The organism is Porcipelethomonas ammoniilytica, assembly GCF_025567485.1.
Taxonomy (GTDB): Bacteria; Bacillota; Clostridia; order Oscillospirales; family Ruminococcaceae; genus Porcipelethomonas; species Porcipelethomonas ammoniilytica.
On record NZ_JAOQKH010000016.1, the window covers coordinates 1 to 19,713 of the forward strand.

Sequence of the window (19,713 nt, forward strand, 5' to 3'; positions counted from 1 at the left end):
ATAACGGTAATAATATCAATGTTCTTGACGGTATAGCTTTTAGTAATGATTGCTTCTTAAATACGCCTTATTATACTAGTAATTGTACCACAGGGGTATATCCTTCCCTTGTAAACAGAGGATCTGCTAAAAATTGTACTGGAAAGCAGTTGGTTGTAAGCGTATTTTTAAACGCAACAATTAACGGTACAAACCAAACATGGTCTGACAGTGAAATGACTGATAAAAATCAACAAGTAAAAACAGCAACAGATTATATTAAAAATCAAAGCTCAAGATACAGTAATACGGTTACTTTTGAAAATGCAAATACCAATTCTAATCTTTCACTTTTGATACCTAATAATAATATTTCCATAACAGTCCCTTCAAGCAATACCATATGGAATATTACTGTAAACGGTACATCAAAATCACTGCAGACAATGCTCAGAGAACAGCTTCAGACATATAATATGATGCCTGATACACTTAAATCACAATATAGTGCTGATGGAGTATCTTATGTTGTATTTATTGAATACAACGGACGTTCTTCCATGATGTGTTTAAGCGATATTGATATCGTATCTCTTGTAAGACCGGGCAATTCTGCTGCTGATGATACTGCAAGAAGTATTACTCACGAGCTTATGCATTGTTACGGAGCACCGGATATTTATGGAGATAACGTAGCAGCTTACTCACAGGTAAAGTATTATTACGATATTATGAGAGTAGCCGGAATATCCTTAAATAGCCTTAATGTTAATACATATGCTGCTTATTGTGTAGGCTGGACTAATACATTATTAACAGAAGATGCTGTTGCTTATGATTTTTCATAATTAAGCTGACTCCTAAAAACTTAAGGAGTATTAATAAAATAAAAGCCTATCGGGATTTCTCCTGATAGGCTTAGCTTTGCAGCAACCGACACTATGTTGTTGCATTATATCTTAAATATGCCTTACTCACTTCTAAGAGCTTCAACAGCGTCTCTCTTAGCCGCCATTCTCGCCGGAATATGTCCTCCAAGCATTGTGAGAATTGTACTGATAGCAACAAGTATAAGTGCATGTGAAATTTTTAGATGTGCGACGTTTTTAAGATCTGTAAGAGAATATATTATTGCATTGATCGGGAAAGTTAATAATTTAGCAATAATAATACCAAGCATACCGGAAGTTACACCCAAAATAAATGTTTCCGCATCAAAAACTCTGGTTATGTCTTTTTTCCTTGCACCGAGAGCTTTCAGTATACCAATTTCCTTTGTTCTTTCAAGAACAGAGGTATACGTTATAATTGCAATCATAATCAAGCTGACAATTAAATTTGTTCCTGCAAAAGCTATAAGTACAATTGTAATACCGTCCATGATTCCGTCAGACATTCCGGAAATCATACTTGCCATATCAGTATAAATTATCTGATCATCAGCTTCAAGACTTTCATTGTACTTATCCAAATATTCAAGCATTTTGTCCTTACTTTCAAAGTCATAAGGATAAAGCTGAATGGCATATGGAATTTCATTTCCGCCGAGATATGCAATAGTTTGTTTCTTTGTTTCCTCATCCATAGCTTCCATGGAAAGTACGTTTACATCAGACTGTTCCTGTGCCTTTACAATTTCTGAATTCTTAGAATTATCAATGACTAGTTGTGCAAGTTCATCATTATAAGCAACTCCGCCGCCCTCTGACATCATTGAGGTAGGAGAATCTTCCTTAGGTCTTACAATACATGAAATGCGCAGAGTCAAAGTGTTTTCTGCATTATACATAGCTGCTAAATCTGTATTGTAAGAATATGTACCGTATTCTGTTTTTACGTAATAATCATCGTTCATTACTACTTTAAGTTCTTTACCGATAATTTCGTTAAAATCAATTTCTTCAAGATTATCAGCATCAAAACCAAGTTCTTTCATCACAGCTTTGTTAATACGGTTTTTTGTATCAACCACAAGCATAAGATCATTAGGTGTTTCAGGCATTGTTCCAGTCAGAACATCATAATGTTCATTCATCAGGGAATGTTTGTTTTCATTTAATGAAACAGGGTAAGATGACCAGTTTATATTAGCTGATGTTACCGGAATATAATTTTCTCCGTCCTTACGTATCATATTCATATTTACAAGTCTGGAATATGTTACACCTTTACAAAGAGACGAATCCATATTATTTACATACTCAAGATATTCATCTGTAAATTTATTGGTATGCGTCATAGTATCCTGCATAGAATCAAACAGATAGATTTTCTTTTCATCGGGATAATCTTCATATTTTTTCTGTTCTTCACCCATTTTTATCATAGTATCTGTGTCCAGATTCATACTCTGCTGTGATATTATTATGGGCATTTGCTGTAAAGTATCCGCTTCAAATTTATCTATCTGCATCTGAAAACCTACAGAAAGACTTAATATTACAGCAATGCCGATAATACCTATACTTGAGGCAAAAGAAGTAAGAAATGTTCTGCCGAGTTTTGTTCTGATATTGTTAGCTGAGAGCTTGAGAGCAGTAAGAAAACTCATACTTGTCTTTTTAAGACTAAATTCTTTATTCTCTTTTTCAAAACTATAAGGATTACTGTCAGAAACAATTTTACCGTCCTGGAATTTTACAATTCTGTCAGCATACTTTTCGGCAAGCTCCGGATTATGAGTTACCATAATTACAAGCTTATCTCCGGCAATTTCTTTAATAAGATCCATTATCTGAACACTTGTTACAGTATCAAGAGCACCTGTAGGCTCATCGCATAAAAGTATGTCAGGGTCGTTTGCTAAAGCTCTTGCTATTGCCACACGCTGCATTTGTCCGCCGGAAAGCTGATTAGGCTTTTTATGAAGGTGATCCTTAAGACCTACCTTTTCCAATGCTTCCTGCGCTCTCCTGTGTTTTTCAGCAGCAGATACTCCGCTTAAAGTCATGCCCATTTCAACATTAGCAACAATACTTAAATGCGAAATAAGATTATAGCTCTGAAAAATAAAGCCTATACTGTTATTTCTATAAGCATCCCATTCACGATCCTTAAAATTTTTCGTTGATTTTCCATTAATAATCAGATCGCCGGAATCATAACGATCCAACCCTCCTATAATATTCAGGCATGTAGTCTTTCCTGAACCACTTGTACCGAGGATCGCAACAAATTCCTGCTCTCTGAAAGAAACGCTTATATCGTCAAGCGCTCTGGTTTCAACGTCCCCTACCCTATATGTTTTTTTAATGTTTTTTAACTCAAGCATTCAATACCTCCAATATAGATTCTCATTTTATTCTAAAAATAAAACCAGATTAATAATACCACTGATAAAGAATAAAGTCAAACTAAAAAATATTAAAATATAAATTTTCATCAATCTGTCACATTATTTTAACCAGTTTTATTTTGATATCAATTTGATATCATTATATTATCATAAATTTCAGAACTTGTCAAGAAATATTTTAATTTCTTGGTAAAATATAATAATTTCACAAGTAAACAGTAAAAAAATCCTCTGAATATGATTAAATTTTCAAAAATATATAGTTTTTTTACGGATTTTGTGATATAATAAGTGTTATCAATTTATAGAAAGGATCTGATAAATTTGATCATTGACTGTCATACACATTCCCGAAACTCCTTTGACGCTGATAACGACACCGTAAAAGAACGCTGTCAGCGAGCGATTCAGCTAGGACTTGACGCTATGGCGATTACCGATCATTGTGAGGTAAACAGGTTCTATGAAAAAGAATACTATCATATAACCGAAGAAAAAAAATACGATGATTACGGTTTTAAACGAGCCTATGAGGCGTCAATGGAAGAAATTTCTCAGGCAAAAGACGAATTTGCCGGAAAGCTGAATCTTATCTGCGGAATTGAACTGGGACAAGCTACAGCCGATACTGCTGTTGCAGATCTGATCCTTTCTGACAAACGTCTGGACTTTGTTATAGGCTCAATGCATGAGCTTCCGAATCACGACGACTTTGCATTTCTTGATTACAGTAAAGAAAATGTACCAAAGCTTATGGAGGAAAATTTTACTGAAATACTCAAGCTTTGCCAATGGAATAAATTTGACGTTTTAGGTCATCTTACATATGCATTGCGTTATATACAGGGAAATCAGAAAATTCAGGTTGACATGTCCCCTTACAATGAAATAATTGCAGAAATTTTTAAAACCATAATAAATAACGGAAAAGGTATCGAAATTAATACGTCCGGCTTAAGACAGGCATACGGCAAAACTTTTCCGTCATATGAATATATAAAATTATATAAGGATTTAGGCGGTGAAATTATCACTCTGGGTTCAGACTGCCATTCCACAGCCGACCTTGCAAAAGGAATTCCCGAAGGTATTGAACTTGCCAGAGAGGCAGGTTTCAGGCAAATCGCATACTATAAAAACAGACAACCACATTTTCTTAAAATATAAGGAGAAAAGCTATGAACGAATTAATTAAACTTTTAAAACAAAACGCCAGATTTTCAAATGAACAGCTTGCGGCTATGCTGGGTACTACTCCCAAAGACGTTGCCGCACAAATTGAACAGCTTGAAAAGGACGGTATTATAAAAGGTTACAGTGTAATTTTAGATGAAAACCGTGCTGATAAAGACATGGTTATTGCAAACATTGAACTTAAGGTAACTCCTCAGCGTGACTGCGGCTTTGACGAGCTTGCTAAAACAGTTATGATGTATGATGAAGTTGACAGCGTATCGCTTATGTCAGGTTCATACGACCTTGCCGTTACCGTGACAGGAAGAAATCTCAAAGAAATTGCACTGTTTGTTGCACAGCGTCTTTCAACCATTGAAGGAGTACTTTCCACAACCACTCACTTTGTACTTAAAACTTACAAAGAAAAAGGTATCTTCATACAAGAAGAAGATATTGATGAAAGGGGTTTTGTTGCTCCGTGATTAATTATGATTCTGTATTATCTTCAAAAATAAAGGAAATAAAGCCTTCAGGTATACGAAAATTTTTCGACCTTGCAGCTACTATTGATAATGTTATTAGTCTAGGTGTTGGCGAACCGGATTTTCAAACTCCGTGGGCTATAAGAAAAGCTGCTATTGATACCCTTGAAAAAAAGAGGATAATCTATACTGCTAATTCAGGTCTTGCTGATTTACGCTGTGAAATTTCACAATATATTAATAAAAAACTGAACGTAAAATATGATCCCGAACATGAAATAATAGTAACAGTCGGAGGTTCTGAGGCTATTGATATTTCTATCAGAGCGCTTATTGATCCCGGAGATGAAGTTTTAATTGTAGAACCATGCTTTGTTTGCTACGCTCCTATTGTCGAGCTGACCGGAGGCGTTCCGATTACTGTAGAAACCAAACTTGAGGACAACTTCAAACTTACTGCCGACGCTCTTAAATCCAAAATCACCGATAAGACCAAACTGCTTATTCTGCCCTTCCCTAATAATCCTACGGGTGCAATTATGACTAAAGAGGATCTTGAACCTATTGCAGAAATACTGCGTGATACCAACATTATGGTTTTGTCTGATGAGATCTATTCGGAGCTTACTTACGGAAGAAAGCATTTTTCAATCACTCAGCTTGATGGAATGCAGGAAAGAACTATACTTATCAACGGCTTTTCAAAGGCTTTTGCCATGACAGGCTGGCGTCTTGGATATCTTGCAGCGCCTGAACCGTTAGTTACACAAATACTTAAGATCCATCAGTACGCTATTATGAGTTCTCCTACAGTAAGCCAGTATGCAGCAGTTGAAGCTCTTACACACTGTGAACGTGAAGTTAAAAATATGGTTTCAGAATATAATGTACGCCGCAGACTGCTTGTTGACAGTTTTAATAAAATGGGTCTTGAATGCTTCAACCCTGAAGGTGCGTTCTATGTATTTCCATGTATTAAAAGTACAGGCATGACAAGCGAAGAATTCTGCGAAGAGCTTTTAAATGAACAAAAGGTTGCAGTAGTTCCGGGAAATGCGTTCGGAGAAAGCGGTGAAGGATTCATTCGTGTATCCTATGCATATTCACTGAAACACCTTATGGAAGCTCTTAAAAGAATTGAAATTTTTATCAGGAATAGGAAATTAACGGAGTAATTATGGATAGCATTAAAGTGAAAACGTCTGCCAAAATCAATCTTTCTCTTGACGTTGTCGGACGTAAACCTGACGGATATCACCTTATTGAAAGTATATTTCAAAGTGTTAATATCTATGATATAATAACTGTTTCTAAAATCGAAAACGGAATACATCTGACATGTAATGAACCGGAAATTCCATGCGACAGCAGAAATATTGCTTATAAGGCAGCCAGATTATTTCTTGATAAAACAGGTATAAAGTCAGGAATAAATATTCATATCGAAAAACATATACCGTCTCAGGCAGGACTTGGCGGCGGAAGCTCAGACGGTGCAGGCGTTCTTTACGCAATGAACACACTGTTTGACACAAATATTGATATTTGTGACTTAGCAAAACTTGCTGCAAATATAAGTGCGGATACAGCATTTTTTATCTACGGCGGTACTGCTTTTGTCCAGGGGATCGGAGAAATAATCAATCCCATACGCTTGCTTCCTCCAATTGAACTGGTTATTGCAAAAGGCAGATCCGGTATATCAACTCCTGAAGCTTACAAAATGATTGATGAATTATCTGAACCAAATCATATTGATACACGTAAGCTTTTGAAAGCAATTGATAAAGGTAAATTTATGTATCACTGTGATTGCTGCGGCAATATTTTTGAACAGGTCACAACTGTAAACGATGTGTTCGATATAAAAAAACGTATGATTGCAAATGGAGCTGAAAATGCAATTATGAGCGGAAGCGGTTCAGCAGTTTTCGGTATTTTCAAGGATTCCGAAGCAGCCGCTAAATGTTCAGAAAAACTAAAAAATATCTATCCCTTTGTAGTTCACTGTCAGACTATTCCTCAAAGTATTACTACAGAAACTAATTAACAGAGGTATTGTATATGAATATTGAAGAACAATTTAACCTTATAGCTAAGGAATATGATGCAAACAGAAAAAAATTTATACCTTGCTTTGATGAATTTTACGAATATACTACAAAATTTATAGCGTCAAACATAGAAACACCTAAACAAATCTTAGATTTAGGTGCAGGTACTGGTATTTTATCATATTTTTGGTTTCAGCACTTTCCAAAATCTGAATATGTTCTTGTTGATATCGCTGATGACATGCTGAATTCGTCAGAAATAAATACTTGGTTTGATTCATACTGGGAACATCAATTAAAAAACAGCGGACTAACGGCAAAAGATATAGAACTCTGGAAAGAACGCAGAAAATTAGACATAGAATGTTCCGTCGAAGAAGAAATGGATATGCTGAGAAAATGTAATTTTAAAGAAGTCAAATGCATTTACTCAAATCAAAAATTTTCTGTTATCGTCGCAATAAAATAAGTTTCTATATATTAAGAATACTAAATAACCTGAGAAGAAAATTCTTCTCAGGTTATTTTATACCAAAATTTTTTATTCAGTGATATTTATATTTACTCCATTTACTTCAACATTTTCATCGGCTTTTATCAATATGTATTTTTGACCGTCAATTATCTGGGTTCTAATAAGATCCGGTCTATCAGGACTGACCTTTATTGTAATGTCCGGAGTTTTCACTTCAAATTTCTTTACATCAATTATATTTTTAGGACTCAATCCTGTATCGGCGCCAAAGCGTGTATCATACTGCTCTTCAAAATTAGATATATTTGGCTCGGATACTCCGCAGTATTCCAGAACGTCTTTTACAGTATGTTTAGATATTACCAATGGTTCTTCCCTTTTTTCAGCCTTATGCTCTGCAACCATTTCACATATTTGGGCATGGACAGTCTGAACAACTTCAAAGCTGCAATCCTCAGACACGGTTTCTTCCAAAATCGCATTAAAAATTTCCTTTTGAGTATCTGCCGGCATAGGAATATCCGTATTGAATATTTCTGCTACAAAGTCTTCATAATTTTCAGATGAATTTCTTATATAATAAACAGCATTATAAATATTTGATTGACGGTCATCAAAAGACGGAAACATAAATCCAAGCTCAGGAGCACTTATGATCCAATCTGTTGCAATATTACGAAAACAGTTTTCATGAACATAATAACTAAGTGCCGGTTTTGTTTGTTTTACAGGACATATACTGCAAAGAATATATGTAAACACCTCAGATGTATCTTCCAATTTTACGTCGTCCTTTGCATAAACCGGAACATCATACTTATCACATGTAAGCAGTATCAGATATTTTCCTTCAAAGTCAATGGACTGAATAATATGTTTATAAATCTCAGACACTGCCTCGTCGTCTTTCAGTTCCGAATTTTTCAGATTCATAAGCAACTTATGCTCGTCACTGTCAATAACCTGCTGATTGGAAAACTCAATATCAATAAGATTTTTACCCAATGTTCCGGAAAGAGTTTTTTTAATGATAGCAAGAATTTCTTCAGCCTCTTCCCTTGGTACGGTTCCGAAAAACTGATCAAATTCAGAGATTATTTCCTTATTTTCATTAACATAGCATCCTCGAATATTTGAAATATTAGTTTTGTCAATATTAAAACGTCTGCGGATTTCCGCAATTTCTTTTTCTGTCATGTTGATTTCCTCTTTCATTTTTTGAATATTATTAGTATAACACAAATTTAATTTAAACTCAATATCCGACTTAAAGAAAAAAGAGCGATTTTACGCTCTTTTTAAATTATTCATTTTTTTCTTTTTTCCTGCGTTCAATAAGTCTTCCCACACAGAAAGCAATTATTGAAGTGCCTATTCCGGTTTGCAGACAAAACAGCAGGCTTTCAATTTCGCCGGGAATTTCTCCGCCCAGATATGTTTCCAATACCGGCGCAAACCACGGTTCATATTCTTCACCCTGTATTTCCGATACCATTTCACTTCCCGCATCGTCAGAACCACCGAAATCAGCACCCTTGAGTGCAAAGAACGGTACAAATGCAATAAGAACAGCTGCCAAAACACAAGCAATAACACTTCCCTTTATCTTAGAAGGCTTTGTGTTTACATAATTTAAATCCGCAAGTTCATTTTTTGCATAAACTTCAAGGACAGAAATTATTATTACTGAAAGAAGTCCTTCCAGTATAGCAAGCGGAATCTGAGTAACAGCAAATACTCCCAAAAATTTAATCATTGACGCACCAATTCCTCCGCTTTCAGATGGATAAGCTACAGCAAGCTGGAAAGAAGTTACACAGTATGTAAACAGATCGCCTAATGCAGCGGCAAGGAAAACGCTAACTTTTTTATTTACATTCAGCTTCTGACAGACTTTATAAATACCAAATGTCATAAACGGTCCGGCAATTGCCATTGAAAATGTATTTGCACCGATTGTAGTAAGTCCGCCGTGGGCAAGCAGAACGGCCTGAAAAAGAAGTACTATAATTCCTAAAACGCTTACAGCCGAAGGTCCGAATAATATAGCGCCCAGACCTGTTCCTGTCATATGAGAACAGCTTCCTGTAACCGACGGAATTTTAAGTGATGAAATTACAAATATGAATGCGCCGGAAATTGCAAGCAGAATAAGAGTTCTGCGATGCTCTGTAATTTTTTTCTTGATCGACATAAATCCCATAACAAGAAAAGGAAGTGATAATACGCCCCAAAGTATACAGTATCCAGGAGCGATAAAACCTTCCATAATGTGCATAGCATCCGCAGCAGGAATTATTCCGATACACAACGCTATGGCAAAAATAATACCGATAAGCTTTTTTTGTTTTTTAGTCATATAAAAAACCCCTTTACTTAATTTATAAAAACATTTCCTTTAACTCAGAAATACTTTTAACAGTTTTATTGGCAGCAATAATCCCCCTGACTGCCAACAGTTCACAAACCTCCATAAGTACTGGTCTGACAAGGTTTGCTTTTTTCAATAAACCACTATCTGAGAACACATTTTTCGGAATATCATCAGCAATAATGCATCCGTCGTGAAATACAATAACACGCTCAGTCCATTTCCATGCAAAATTCACATCATGAGTGGATACGATAGTCGTTATATTCTGATTTTCTAAGCGCTCAAGAGTTTTTTCAAACATTTTACAATTTACTGGATCAAGAGACGCTGTAGGTTCGTCAAAGATAATTATTTCCGGCCGCATAGCAAGAATATCTGCAATACTTACTCTCTTTTTCTGTCCGCCGCTAAGATAATGAACAGGACGTTCCCGAAGAGACTCAATATTCATTTCAATCATAGAACTATTAACCCTTTGCTTCACTTCTTCTTCAGATAATCCCATATTAACAGGTCCGAAAGAAACTTCCGCTTCAACTGTCGATGCAATCAGCTGACTGTCAGGCTCCTGAAAAACTATTCCTACATTTCTTCTTAAAATATCTAAATTTTTGCCTGTAATCTCAATATCTTTATAAAAAATACTGCCATGATGATGTGATAAAACACCGTTAATATTCAGAAAAAATGTTGACTTTCCCGAACCGTTTGAACCTAATACTGCTATTTTTTCGCCCTTACTGAAATCTGCATTTATATTTTTAAGTGAAAATCCGCTGTCATATTCAAATGATAAGTTTTTTATCGTCAATATATTTTCACTGTTCATAAAATGTCCCTTTCAAAATAGTATCAAGTAAAATTTCAGACAAAATAATCAAAATAACGTAAACTACAAAAAATATTACTTGCTTTGATTTTATAGTTTTTTTCTGACACATAAACTTTATTTTACCGCCTGAGCATCTTGATTCAATTGCATTATAATAATCCGACGCCCTCCTCAATGAAACCGCAAAAAGATTTCCGCATATAAGTCCAAAAGTTTTTAAGGAAGTACGAAAATTACAATAACCCAAACGAGCCGCAGCGGAATTTTTCATTTTTGCCTGACTGTCCAATAAAATAAAAATATATTTATACATAAGATTCATAAGCTCGATAATAACAAACGGCAGCTTAAGTTTACCCAGTACGGCAATAATTTCCGTTACCGGCGTAGACAAAGACATCAAGTACATAGCGCTTACCGCACCAATCGCCCTGCATGATATATGCACTGCTCTATAAATATTCTCAGGAAGAACTTTAACTGAAAATCCTCCGCTGAAATTAAAATCCAACATGATAGCGATCGAAGTCATAATAAGAAATACCAAGGGAATACACATTAAAGACAGATACTCTCTTGTATGGATTTTTCCATTATAAACAGTTATCACTCCGGCAGAAACCGCAATCAGTATTGGTACAATAACATTTTGAGAGCATATTGACAATATCATAATTATAAAGGAACATAAAACCTTGAGACTGCTGTTCCAATTTTTAAGTTTTGAACTATATGCATATTCGTCAATGGATCTTGCACCGAAATGGTTATGTTTCATGTTAAAACCTCAAATAAAAAAGTCATATTACCGAAAACTGCGTATTTCGGTAATATGACTAAAAAATGACACAACAAATCAAAGGGTATGGTATTTTTATAAAAACACACCCTCTGTCAGCCGCCATTTCCCGTCGCTCGCAGGATCCGGACACGGAATATATATTGGCAGGTCTTCTGACTTGAAAATTCAGATTATAACATCAACGCAGTTTTGAGTCTTCCCAACAAAAGTCAGTGACATAATTCAAAACGGCTTTTTTCTCACAGCAGCGGGACTGTTCAGGATTTTCACCTGATTCCCTTTTAATTCACAGTTAAGTGAAACCAATTTCCGTAAATATTCAATAGAATTATAACACAAATACAGAATATTGTCAATATTTGTTTTCCCTTTAACCGAATTTTACTTATATAAAAAATAACCTGTTTACATTGTAAACAGGTTATTGAATATTAAATATAATCTATAAACTTTAAAATACTGCTATAACATAATTGGATTAATATTTCTTTTCCAGTTCTATCTTTAAATTTTTTATAATTTTCTTTTCAAGCCTTGATATGTAAGACTGCGAAATGCCTATTAAATCCGCAACTTCTTTTTGTGTTTTTTCTTTTCCGTCCAATAAGCCAAATCTCATCTGCATTATTTGTTTTTCACGTCCGCCGAGAGACTCAACAGCCTCACGGAGCATGCCCCGTTCCGCCTCCGATTCGATTCCTTTATTTACAACGTCCTCGTCAGTTCCTAAAACATCAGACAGCAAAAGCTCATTACCGTCCCAATCAATATTCAGCGGTTCGTCTATTGATATTTCATTACGATACTGCGATGACTTTCTCAAAAACATAAGTATTTCATTTTCAATACATCTTGACGCATATGTCGCAAGCTTTATTTTTTTATCTGGTCTGAATGTATTGACAGCCTTTATCAGTCCTATAGTACCAATAGAAATAAGATCTTCTACGCCTGTTCCTGTAGATTCAAATTTTTTAGCAATATAAACCACAAGTCTAAGATTATGTACTATTAATTTTTCTCTGGCGCCGCTGCTGTCTTCAGCAAGCTCTGCAAAAGCCTTTGCCTCCTCTTCCTTTGAAAGCGGAGGCGGAAGAGTATCGGAGCCGTTAATATAAAACACTCCATCATGAATTGATTTTTTCTTTTTAAAAATAAATAAGTATAATTTGTAAAAAAATGATTTAAAACAATTCATGAAATAACAATTCCTTTCTATTCAGCATAATAATTTTGGATTAAAGATTGCAGGCGTATCCTTTGGATTTATCCCTATCAAAGCTTCGGTTTTTTTATTCTTTCCGGTTTCTTTATCAGCAATAATGATCTCATCAGGAGAAAAAACAGGTATTAACCCATTGTTTCCTATAGTTGAATACGGTATAAACCTCAGTCCGTATTTTTGATAAAGATATTCCGCTCTCTCCGGACAGATTTGTTCATCATTGTCCCCTATGTAAGAAAATTCCTTTTGCGGACAAATTATAACAGGCTTTCCGCTGAAATGGTCAATCAATGAATTTCCCGTATCCGCCAACGCTTCCATGGAAAATACTCCGGATTTATGACGTATAATAACTTTATAATGATGAGAAGTATCACAGCCCCTGTCCATTAAACGTCTTACTGCAGTTACTGCAAAATACGCAACAGCAGTAAATATGACTAAACTAAGCAATGAAAAATCAACATAAAAATATGAATTATTAAACGCCATAAAGGACGGCTTGAAAGTAATATACAAAAGCATTACCACTCCGCCGAAAATAAAATTTACTATGTAAAAATACAAAATAAGTTTCAGAGTATGTTTTTTATCCTTTACTCCAAAAGCCATACCTACTATAACCACTGCCGCTCCAAGTTTAATTGCTAATGGAATTAAAAAATTACCGGCAGGGAGCAAAATAGTCAGTGAAAATAAACTTCCGATCACAGAGGATATAATACATCTTATAGTTTTAAGTGGAGTATGGGTAAATTTTGCTGTTGCACGCAGCAAAAAATAGTTTACATAAATATTCAAAACTATAAGTACGTCCAGATAAATACTTTTCATAAAACCGCCGCCTTATGTTCGGATATAAATTTATTATAGCTGAAAGGACAGGGTTTTTAAGTCGAAAGCTGTTATGTCATAATTTTTGTTAAATTGCACAAAAAATCCCGCTTATCAAAAGCGGGATAATTTTATTTAAGAAATAAAAGCTGAAAATGCCTTATATGTCATATAAACGTCAATTTTAGAAACCGTTTCAAAAGGCGCATGCATTGAAAGTACCGGAACGCCTACATCAATAGTGTCAACATTAAGATTTGCAATATAAGCCGCAACAGTTCCGCCGCCGCCCATATCTACCTTACCAAGCTCTCCGGTCTGCCAGATTACATTATTTTTATCAAGAAGTCTGCGGATTTTTCCTACAAATTCGGCAGAGGCGTCTGATGTACCTGATTTTCCTCTTGCGCCGGTAAATTTAGTTACCACAACGCCGTAATTTATAAACGCACAGTTTCTCTTGTCCATAACATCGGGGAATGTAGGGTCAAATGCCGCATTTACATCGGCAGACATACATTCTGAATTTGACAGTACTGTTCTGCCTTCTTCACCGAATTCAGCAGCCAGATCTGCAATGAAATATTTCAGATAAGCAGACTGCAAACCGGTATTGCCGTCGCTGCCAGTTTCTTCTTTATCAGTCAGTATAGTAACTGCTGTGTATTTAGGATTCTTGCACTTTACTGTTGCCATCAGCGCAGTATATGCGCACACTCTGTCATCATGTCCGTAAGCGCCAATCATACTTCTGTCAAAACCGATATCCTTTGCCTTGAAAGCCGGAACTGCTTCAAGCTCAGCCGAAAGAAAATCATCTTCAACAATACCATACTTCTCATTTAAAATGTTCATTATATTAAGCTTTACAGCTTCGCTCAAACCGTCCTCTTTAAATGGTCTTGAACCGATAACAATATTAAGCTCCTCGCCTTTTATACCCTGTGCAAGGTTTCTTTTCATCTGATCCTGCGCCAGATGCGGAAGAAGATCGTTTACACAAAATACCGGATCGTCCTCGTCTTCACCGATAGTAACAGTTACCTTACTGCCGTCTGCTTTGACGATTACACCGTGCAGAGCCAGCGGAATTACTGTCCACTGATATTTTTTAATTCCCCCGTAATAATGAGTTTTAAACAGAGCCATTTCAGTATCTTCATATACCGGACACTGTTTCAGATCCAGTCTTGGAGAATCAATATGTGCCGCACAAAGCTTAACGCCTTTCTTTATGTCCTCGCTGCCTATTACAGCCATAATCACGGCTTTGCCTCTGTTGTTTACATAAACCTTATCTCCTGCTTTAAGTCCCATACCGGGCTTAAACTCAATAAATCCATGGTCTTTAAGAAGCTTTACTGTATATTCCACTGCTTCTCGTTCAGTTTTTGCAGCGTCCAAAAACTTTTTATATCCCTCGCAGAATTTATCACTTTTTTTGATATCTTCTGCTTTCATTTTTAAAACAGCATTTTTTTTCTGAGACAGCAAAGCTTTTTTTAATTCCTTTCCCTCTGACTTTTCTTTACTCATGCAGCTTACCTCCAATTGCTAACTTTTATATTTATTATTATAATAATCTTTAATTTTATCCGTAACCTCTCTGGTTACTTCATATAAATTATTTATATCACTATTATTTTTTATAATAAAATCAGAATTTTGTCTGAAAAATTCTTCTTTAAGCTGTGAATCCATACGGTACTGTGCCGATTCACGGCTTATTTTATCCCTTTCAACAATTCTCTCAAGACGCAGATTATCTCGGGAAATAACGGAAATAATCAGTTCACAAAAATCATCAGCACGGCTTTCAAACAGTGTCGGGGCATCGAGAAGAATAAGTTTATTCCCTTGAAAGGACAGTCTCCTTATAGTTTTCAGTATTTCAGATGTGATATAAGGGTATGTAATCGAATTTAAAAGTTCAAGTTTTTTCTTGTCTGTAAATACCAATCCTGCAAGCTTAGGACGGTCCAGAATTCCGTTTTCAAGTAAAATATCTTTTCCGAAAAATTCACAGATCTCCTTAAGACACGGCTGTCCCTTTTCCATAACCTGTCTGGCCACATGATCAGCATTTATAATTGAAAATCCGTTTTCAGAAAAAATTCTGCAAACAGTAGTTTTACCGGCTCCTGTCTGACCGGTGAGTCCTACCACCATCACTCCCTCAAGACTGTTCATACCCTTATCACCTCGAATCCTGCCGCCCTTAAAAGACGATTATATACTGCAAGACCTACTCCGTCCTTTTGAGGCGGTCTTACAAAAATTCTATCAGCATTTAAACTATCAAGCTCTCTGAGCTTTGCAAAAAAATTATGTGCCTGCTGACTGCTGTCGCTGCCGTATGTCACATATCGACAATTTATTTTGTTTGTATCATCATCATCAAATAAAAGACAAAATGTATTAATGCCCTGATTATTGTTTACATATATACAGAAATTTTCAAAATCTCCGTCAATAATTTTTACATCTGCTTGAGGTGAATAATGCTTATACTTCATACCCGGAGAAGGAGCTTCTCTTCCCGCTGCTATATCGTTTAATATTGCGTCATCAATTATAACATTATCGGCATGTTCCATCAGCATCTCGGATGTAACCGAACCTGGTCTGAGTATTCTGACTGTGTTTTCATCATCAAAGGAAATCACTGTAGATTCAACACCGAATCTGCTTTCTCCCCCGTCAATAACAGCGGAAATTTTTCCGTTCATATCATTCATAACATGAGCTGCCGAAGTAGGACTGGGATATCCGGAACGATTTGCAGAAGGCGCTGCAATAGGACCGGTTAAACGTATAAGTTCTCTCATAACCCTATGTGACGGCATTCTTATTCCTACAGTATCAAGTCCTCCGGAAGTTTCAGCCGGTATAATATCATTTTTTGGTACAATCATAGTAAGCGGACCTGGCCAGAATATTGCAGCCAGACGATAGAAAATATTTGGTATATCATGTCCCAGCTTATCAGCCTCTTCAATTTTATATATATGAACTATAAGGGGATTATCTGCCGGTCTCCCCTTTGCTTTAAAAATTTTCTTTACAGCCTCAGGATTTAATGCATCGGCACCAAGACCGTAAACTGTTTCTGTTGGAATACCGACAACATTGCCCTTTCTTATTAATTCTGACGCAGTTAATATATCTTCCGCTGAATCGTATAGTAATATTGTATTTTCCATTTTTACTGATTCTGCTGCATAGCAAGCTTTGCTGCCTGATCGGCAGTAGCCAAAGCGTTCAGCACTTCCTCCAAATTTCCGTTTAATATTTCTTCAAGTCTGTATATAGTCAGATTAATTCTATGATCAGTCAGTCTGCCCTGAGGATAATTATACGTTCTGATTCTCTCGGAACGATCCCCCGTACCAACCTGCGTTCTTCTCTCGGACGCAATCTTATCATTCTGCTCATTAAGCAGCATTTCATAAAGACGTGAACGGAGAATTTTCATTGCCTTATCCTTATTTTTAAACTGACTGCGCTCATCCTGACATTCAACAACACAGCCTGTAGGCAGATGAGTAATTCTAACAGCCGATTCAGTTTTATTAATATGCTGTCCGCCTGCGCCGCTTGCTCTGAAAACATCAATTTTAAGGTCTGCCGGATTAATTTCAAGCTCTACTTCGTCTGCCTCGGCAAGAACTGCAACAGTAACCGTTGAGGTGTGTATTCTGCCCTGAGACTCGGTTTCCGGAACTCTCTGCACACGGTGTACGCCGCTTTCATATTTCAGTCTTGAATAAGCTCCCTCGCCTTCAATAGAAAAGCTTATTTCCTTATATCCTCCAAGCTCTGTAGGGTGAGCGTTAAGAATTTCCTGCTTCCAGCCCTTCGATTCAGCATACATGGAATACATTCTATAAAGAGAGTTAGCAAACAAAGCTGCTTCTTCTCCTCCTGCACCGCCTCTGATTTCAATAATTACGCTTTTATCATCATTAGGATCTTTTGGCAGAAGAAGTATAGTAAGTTCATCAGAAAATTTTTCCATATCTTTTTTAGACTCATCAAATTCAGATTGAACCATTTCCTTAAAATCTTTGTCCATTCCGCCGGCTTCAAGAAGTTCCTTAGCTTCGTTAAAGCTGTTTGCCGCCTTTTCATATTCTCTGTATTTTTCCACAACAGGAGTAAGATTTTTAAATTCTTTCATCAAATCTGTAAAAAGCTTCTGATCGTCTGCAATTCCAGGCTCAGAAAGCTTGTTACTGAGTTCGTTATATCTTTGTTCCATTAATCTTACTTTTTCAATCATCTGTTTTCCACCTCTGCTGTTACTATTGTGATAAATTATTCTTCACGTATGACTTTTTTTATTCTCTTTTCAATTTTATTTCTGGGAACCATGAATTCATGTCCGCATTTTATACATCTTAACTTAAAATCCATTCCCGAACGAATAACAAACATTTCATTTCCTCCGCAGGGATGGAATTTTTTCATAATAAGTATATCCTTAGGTCTGATATCCATATGTTTCTCCATTCTGAAGTTTTGGGCGTAAAAGTTAAGCATAAATTTTTTGCATGACGTCATTTTACGGTTCAATAAACGCAATTCTTTTTTATTATACCCTATTTTTTGCATCAAGGCAATATTTTCTTTAAATATTTTCAAGAATTTATACAAAAATAATAAAAATTGCAAGGAGGTTTTTATGTTTTCAAGAATAACAAGTGAATTTGAACAGATAGAATTTGCTGAATTTGCTGCAAAACGGATTCGTGAGACCGTAAACGGTACAAAAAGAATAACAATTTTTCAAAATCAAAGTAAATATAAGGGACATCTTCAAAATCATGAAAAAAAGAATGCGACCCACGGTGATGTTTTTTATCTTTTGCCTACAGCTATAAATTCTTACAATTATATTACCGCACAAGTTTCAAGACCGGTCAGCGAAGCTTTAATTCCTGAACCGCTGCTCACACAATCGGTAAGAATTGAAATAATTACCGATTTTTCCAACAGACATAAAATTTCACAAATACTTTTGTCTGAAGGCGGATACGATATCAAGCTTGACGAAAATTACAGTAATAAAAAATAAATCTGCTTCATATAAATTAACCATTAAGACTTTATGGCATACCGCAGTACTTCTGCGGTACTGCTGTAAAGTAAACTTATCCAAATTGATAATACTTAATCTTACGGTATTATCATAAAAGTCACGGATAACAATAAAAAACAGATTCAGTGAATCGGAAAGGCAAGGAATAAATGAAAAACTATCTACCTGAAGGCTGCCTTATAAACACAGCTGAAAACATAAGGCTTACCGGAAGCATTGCAGGTCTTCACGAAGCAATGACATCAGGCAAAATACTTGAAGGGCGTGCCGCACTTTGTGACAGTGAACATAACATCATTGTTGATCTTCCCTGCATCAAGGGAATTATTCCGAGAATAGAGGGAGCAATTGGTATTGAAAGCGGTAAAACCCGAGATATTGCTCTGATTTCCAAAGTCAACAAGCCTGTTTGCTTTAAAGTCATATCTATTAATACAGACAGCAATGGAAATGAAACCGCTATTCTTTCAAGACGTATTGTTCAGGAAGAATGCCGAAAACAATACATAGAGAATCTTTCTCCGGGTGATATTGTTCCAGCTAAGGTAACTCATCTGGAACAATTCGGCTGCTTTGTGGATATCGGCTGCGGCATACCGTCTTTAATTCCTATTGATGCGGTTTCTGTTTCAAGAATTTCTCACCCATCTGACAGATTTTATCCCGGACAGGATATCAAAGTAATTATTAAAGGTATTGATTCTGACAGAATATGGCTGTCTCATAAGGAACTTTTAGGAACATGGCAAGAAAATGCAGATATGTTTACAGCCGGAGAAACCGTATCCGGAATAGTTCGCTCCATAGAAGATTACGGTATATTTATTGAGCTGTCTCCTAACCTCGCCGGTCTGGCCGAACCTAGAGAAAACGCTCAAATCGGACAGTATGCCAGCGTTTACATAAAAGCCGTAATACCGGAAAAAATGAAAGTAAAACTTATAATTGTTGATATTTTTAATGCAGAATACAAACCTTCTCCGCTGAAATATTTTGTAAACGATTCCCATATATCACAATGGCGATATCCTCCGGATTCATCAGATAAAATTATCGAATCTGTATTCGAATAAGTGAAAGGAGC

General features: G+C 36.0%; 20 protein-coding genes, 1 pseudogene and 1 riboswitch. Of the genes and pseudogenes, 8 read left to right on the forward strand and 13 right to left on the reverse strand.

The annotated features are described in order from the left end of the window. Positions 1-827, forward strand: an 827-nt coding sequence (locus tag OCV67_RS10500; RefSeq protein WP_178085100.1) for a hypothetical protein, incomplete at its 5' end; no start/stop codon positions are given. A 122-nt stretch (positions 828-949) separates the two neighbouring features. Here OCV67_RS10500 and OCV67_RS10505 read toward each other — a convergent pair. Next, positions 950-3,250, reverse strand: a complete 2,301-nt coding sequence (locus OCV67_RS10505; RefSeq protein ID WP_147643941.1) for an ABC transporter ATP-binding protein/permease — start codon at positions 3,248-3,250, stop codon at positions 950-952. A 315-nt stretch (positions 3,251-3,565) separates the two neighbouring features. On the opposite strand from OCV67_RS10505, the gene OCV67_RS10510 reads away from it, so the two are divergent. The 5 genes from OCV67_RS10510 to OCV67_RS10530 are packed head-to-tail and all read left to right on the forward strand — an operon-like array spanning position 3,566 to position 7,455. Continuing rightward, complete coding sequence (locus OCV67_RS10510) at positions 3,566-4,441, forward strand: histidinol-phosphatase HisJ family protein (RefSeq protein ID WP_262644544.1); 876 nt, start codon at positions 3,566-3,568, stop codon at positions 4,439-4,441. Between the two features lie 11 nt (positions 4,442-4,452). Continuing rightward, positions 4,453-4,932, forward strand: coding sequence for an Lrp/AsnC family transcriptional regulator (locus OCV67_RS10515; RefSeq protein WP_147643942.1), 480 nt, complete (start codon positions 4,453-4,455; stop codon positions 4,930-4,932). Continuing rightward, positions 4,932-6,107 (forward strand): aminotransferase class I/II-fold pyridoxal phosphate-dependent enzyme, encoded by a 1,176-nt coding sequence (locus OCV67_RS10520; protein ID WP_147643970.1) that lies wholly within the window; start codon positions 4,932-4,934, stop codon positions 6,105-6,107. The genes OCV67_RS10515 and OCV67_RS10520 overlap by 1 nt, the downstream gene beginning before the upstream one ends. A gap of 2 nt (positions 6,108-6,109) precedes the next feature. Further along, positions 6,110-6,982, forward strand: a complete 873-nt coding sequence (ispE, locus tag OCV67_RS10525; protein ID WP_147643943.1) for a 4-(cytidine 5'-diphospho)-2-C-methyl-D-erythritol kinase — start codon at positions 6,110-6,112, stop codon at positions 6,980-6,982. 14 nt (positions 6,983-6,996) lie between these two features. Then, complete coding sequence (locus tag OCV67_RS10530) at positions 6,997-7,455, forward strand: methyltransferase domain-containing protein (RefSeq protein ID WP_147643944.1); 459 nt, start codon at positions 6,997-6,999, stop codon at positions 7,453-7,455. Positions 7,456-7,527: 72 nt separating this feature from the next. Here OCV67_RS10530 and OCV67_RS10535 read toward each other — a convergent pair whose 3' ends face one another. From OCV67_RS10535 to OCV67_RS10590, 12 genes and pseudogenes are all read right to left on the reverse strand, one after another. Further along, positions 7,528-8,658, reverse strand: coding sequence for a DUF4317 domain-containing protein (locus OCV67_RS10535; RefSeq protein WP_147643945.1), 1,131 nt, complete (start codon positions 8,656-8,658; stop codon positions 7,528-7,530). Between the two features lie 106 nt (positions 8,659-8,764). Then, complete coding sequence (locus OCV67_RS10540) at positions 8,765-9,040, reverse strand: energy-coupling factor ABC transporter substrate-binding protein (RefSeq protein ID WP_262644551.1); 276 nt, start codon at positions 9,038-9,040, stop codon at positions 8,765-8,767. A gap of 45 nt (positions 9,041-9,085) precedes the next feature. Beyond that, a pseudogene (locus OCV67_RS10545) lies at positions 9,086-9,820 on the reverse strand (energy-coupling factor ABC transporter permease); the annotation flags it as partial. Positions 9,821-9,842: 22 nt separating this feature from the next. Beyond that, complete coding sequence (locus OCV67_RS10550) at positions 9,843-10,664, reverse strand: energy-coupling factor ABC transporter ATP-binding protein (RefSeq protein WP_147643947.1); 822 nt, start codon at positions 10,662-10,664, stop codon at positions 9,843-9,845. Next, positions 10,654-11,445 carry a cobalt ECF transporter T component CbiQ gene (cbiQ, locus tag OCV67_RS10555; protein WP_147643948.1) on the reverse strand — a complete coding sequence of 264 codons (792 nt, stop codon included), beginning with the start codon at positions 11,443-11,445 and terminating at the stop codon, positions 10,654-10,656. The genes OCV67_RS10550 and cbiQ overlap by 11 nt, the downstream gene beginning before the upstream one ends. Positions 11,446-11,594: 149 nt before the next feature. Continuing rightward, positions 11,595-11,791: riboswitch (cobalamin riboswitch) on the reverse strand. 156 nt (positions 11,792-11,947) lie between these two features. Further along, the gene (gene sigE, locus OCV67_RS10560; RefSeq protein ID WP_147643949.1) at positions 11,948-12,667 is read right to left on the reverse strand and encodes an RNA polymerase sporulation sigma factor SigE; all 720 of its coding nucleotides are present in this window, start codon (positions 12,665-12,667) and stop codon (positions 11,948-11,950) included. A 21-nt stretch (positions 12,668-12,688) separates the two neighbouring features. Beyond that, the gene (locus tag OCV67_RS10565) at positions 12,689-13,528 is read right to left on the reverse strand and encodes a sigma-E processing peptidase SpoIIGA (protein ID WP_147643950.1); all 840 of its coding nucleotides are present in this window, start codon (positions 13,526-13,528) and stop codon (positions 12,689-12,691) included. Positions 13,529-13,663: 135 nt separating this feature from the next. Further along, the gene (locus OCV67_RS10570) at positions 13,664-15,064 is read right to left on the reverse strand and encodes an aminopeptidase (protein ID WP_147643951.1); all 1,401 of its coding nucleotides are present in this window, start codon (positions 15,062-15,064) and stop codon (positions 13,664-13,666) included. Positions 15,065-15,082: 18 nt separating this feature from the next. Next, a complete protein-coding gene (gene coaE / locus OCV67_RS10575; RefSeq protein ID WP_147643952.1) occupies positions 15,083-15,718 on the reverse strand; it encodes a dephospho-CoA kinase in 636 nt (211 codons plus the stop codon). Next, positions 15,715-16,731, reverse strand: a complete 1,017-nt coding sequence (locus OCV67_RS10580; RefSeq protein ID WP_147643953.1) for an L-threonylcarbamoyladenylate synthase — start codon at positions 16,729-16,731, stop codon at positions 15,715-15,717. The genes coaE and OCV67_RS10580 overlap by 4 nt, the downstream gene beginning before the upstream one ends. 2 nt (positions 16,732-16,733) lie before the next feature. Beyond that, entirely contained in the window at positions 16,734-17,810 is a 1,077-nt protein-coding gene (gene prfA / locus OCV67_RS10585; RefSeq protein WP_147643954.1) for a peptide chain release factor 1, read from the reverse strand. A gap of 35 nt (positions 17,811-17,845) precedes the next feature. After that, the gene (locus OCV67_RS10590; RefSeq protein WP_147643955.1) at positions 17,846-18,028 is read right to left on the reverse strand and encodes a DUF951 domain-containing protein; all 183 of its coding nucleotides are present in this window, start codon (positions 18,026-18,028) and stop codon (positions 17,846-17,848) included. Between the two features lie 184 nt (positions 18,029-18,212). Here OCV67_RS10590 and OCV67_RS10595 point away from each other — a divergent pair, with 184 nt between their 5' ends. Both OCV67_RS10595 and OCV67_RS10600 read left to right on the forward strand, forming a co-directional pair. Next, positions 18,213-18,605, forward strand: a complete 393-nt coding sequence (locus tag OCV67_RS10595; protein ID WP_147643956.1) for a hypothetical protein — start codon at positions 18,213-18,215, stop codon at positions 18,603-18,605. A 173-nt stretch (positions 18,606-18,778) separates the two neighbouring features. Further along, positions 18,779-19,702: a S1 RNA-binding domain-containing protein gene (locus OCV67_RS10600; protein ID WP_147643957.1), complete on the forward strand. Its 924-nt coding sequence runs from the start codon at positions 18,779-18,781 to the stop codon at positions 19,700-19,702. Positions 19,703-19,713: the final 11 nt, after the last annotated feature.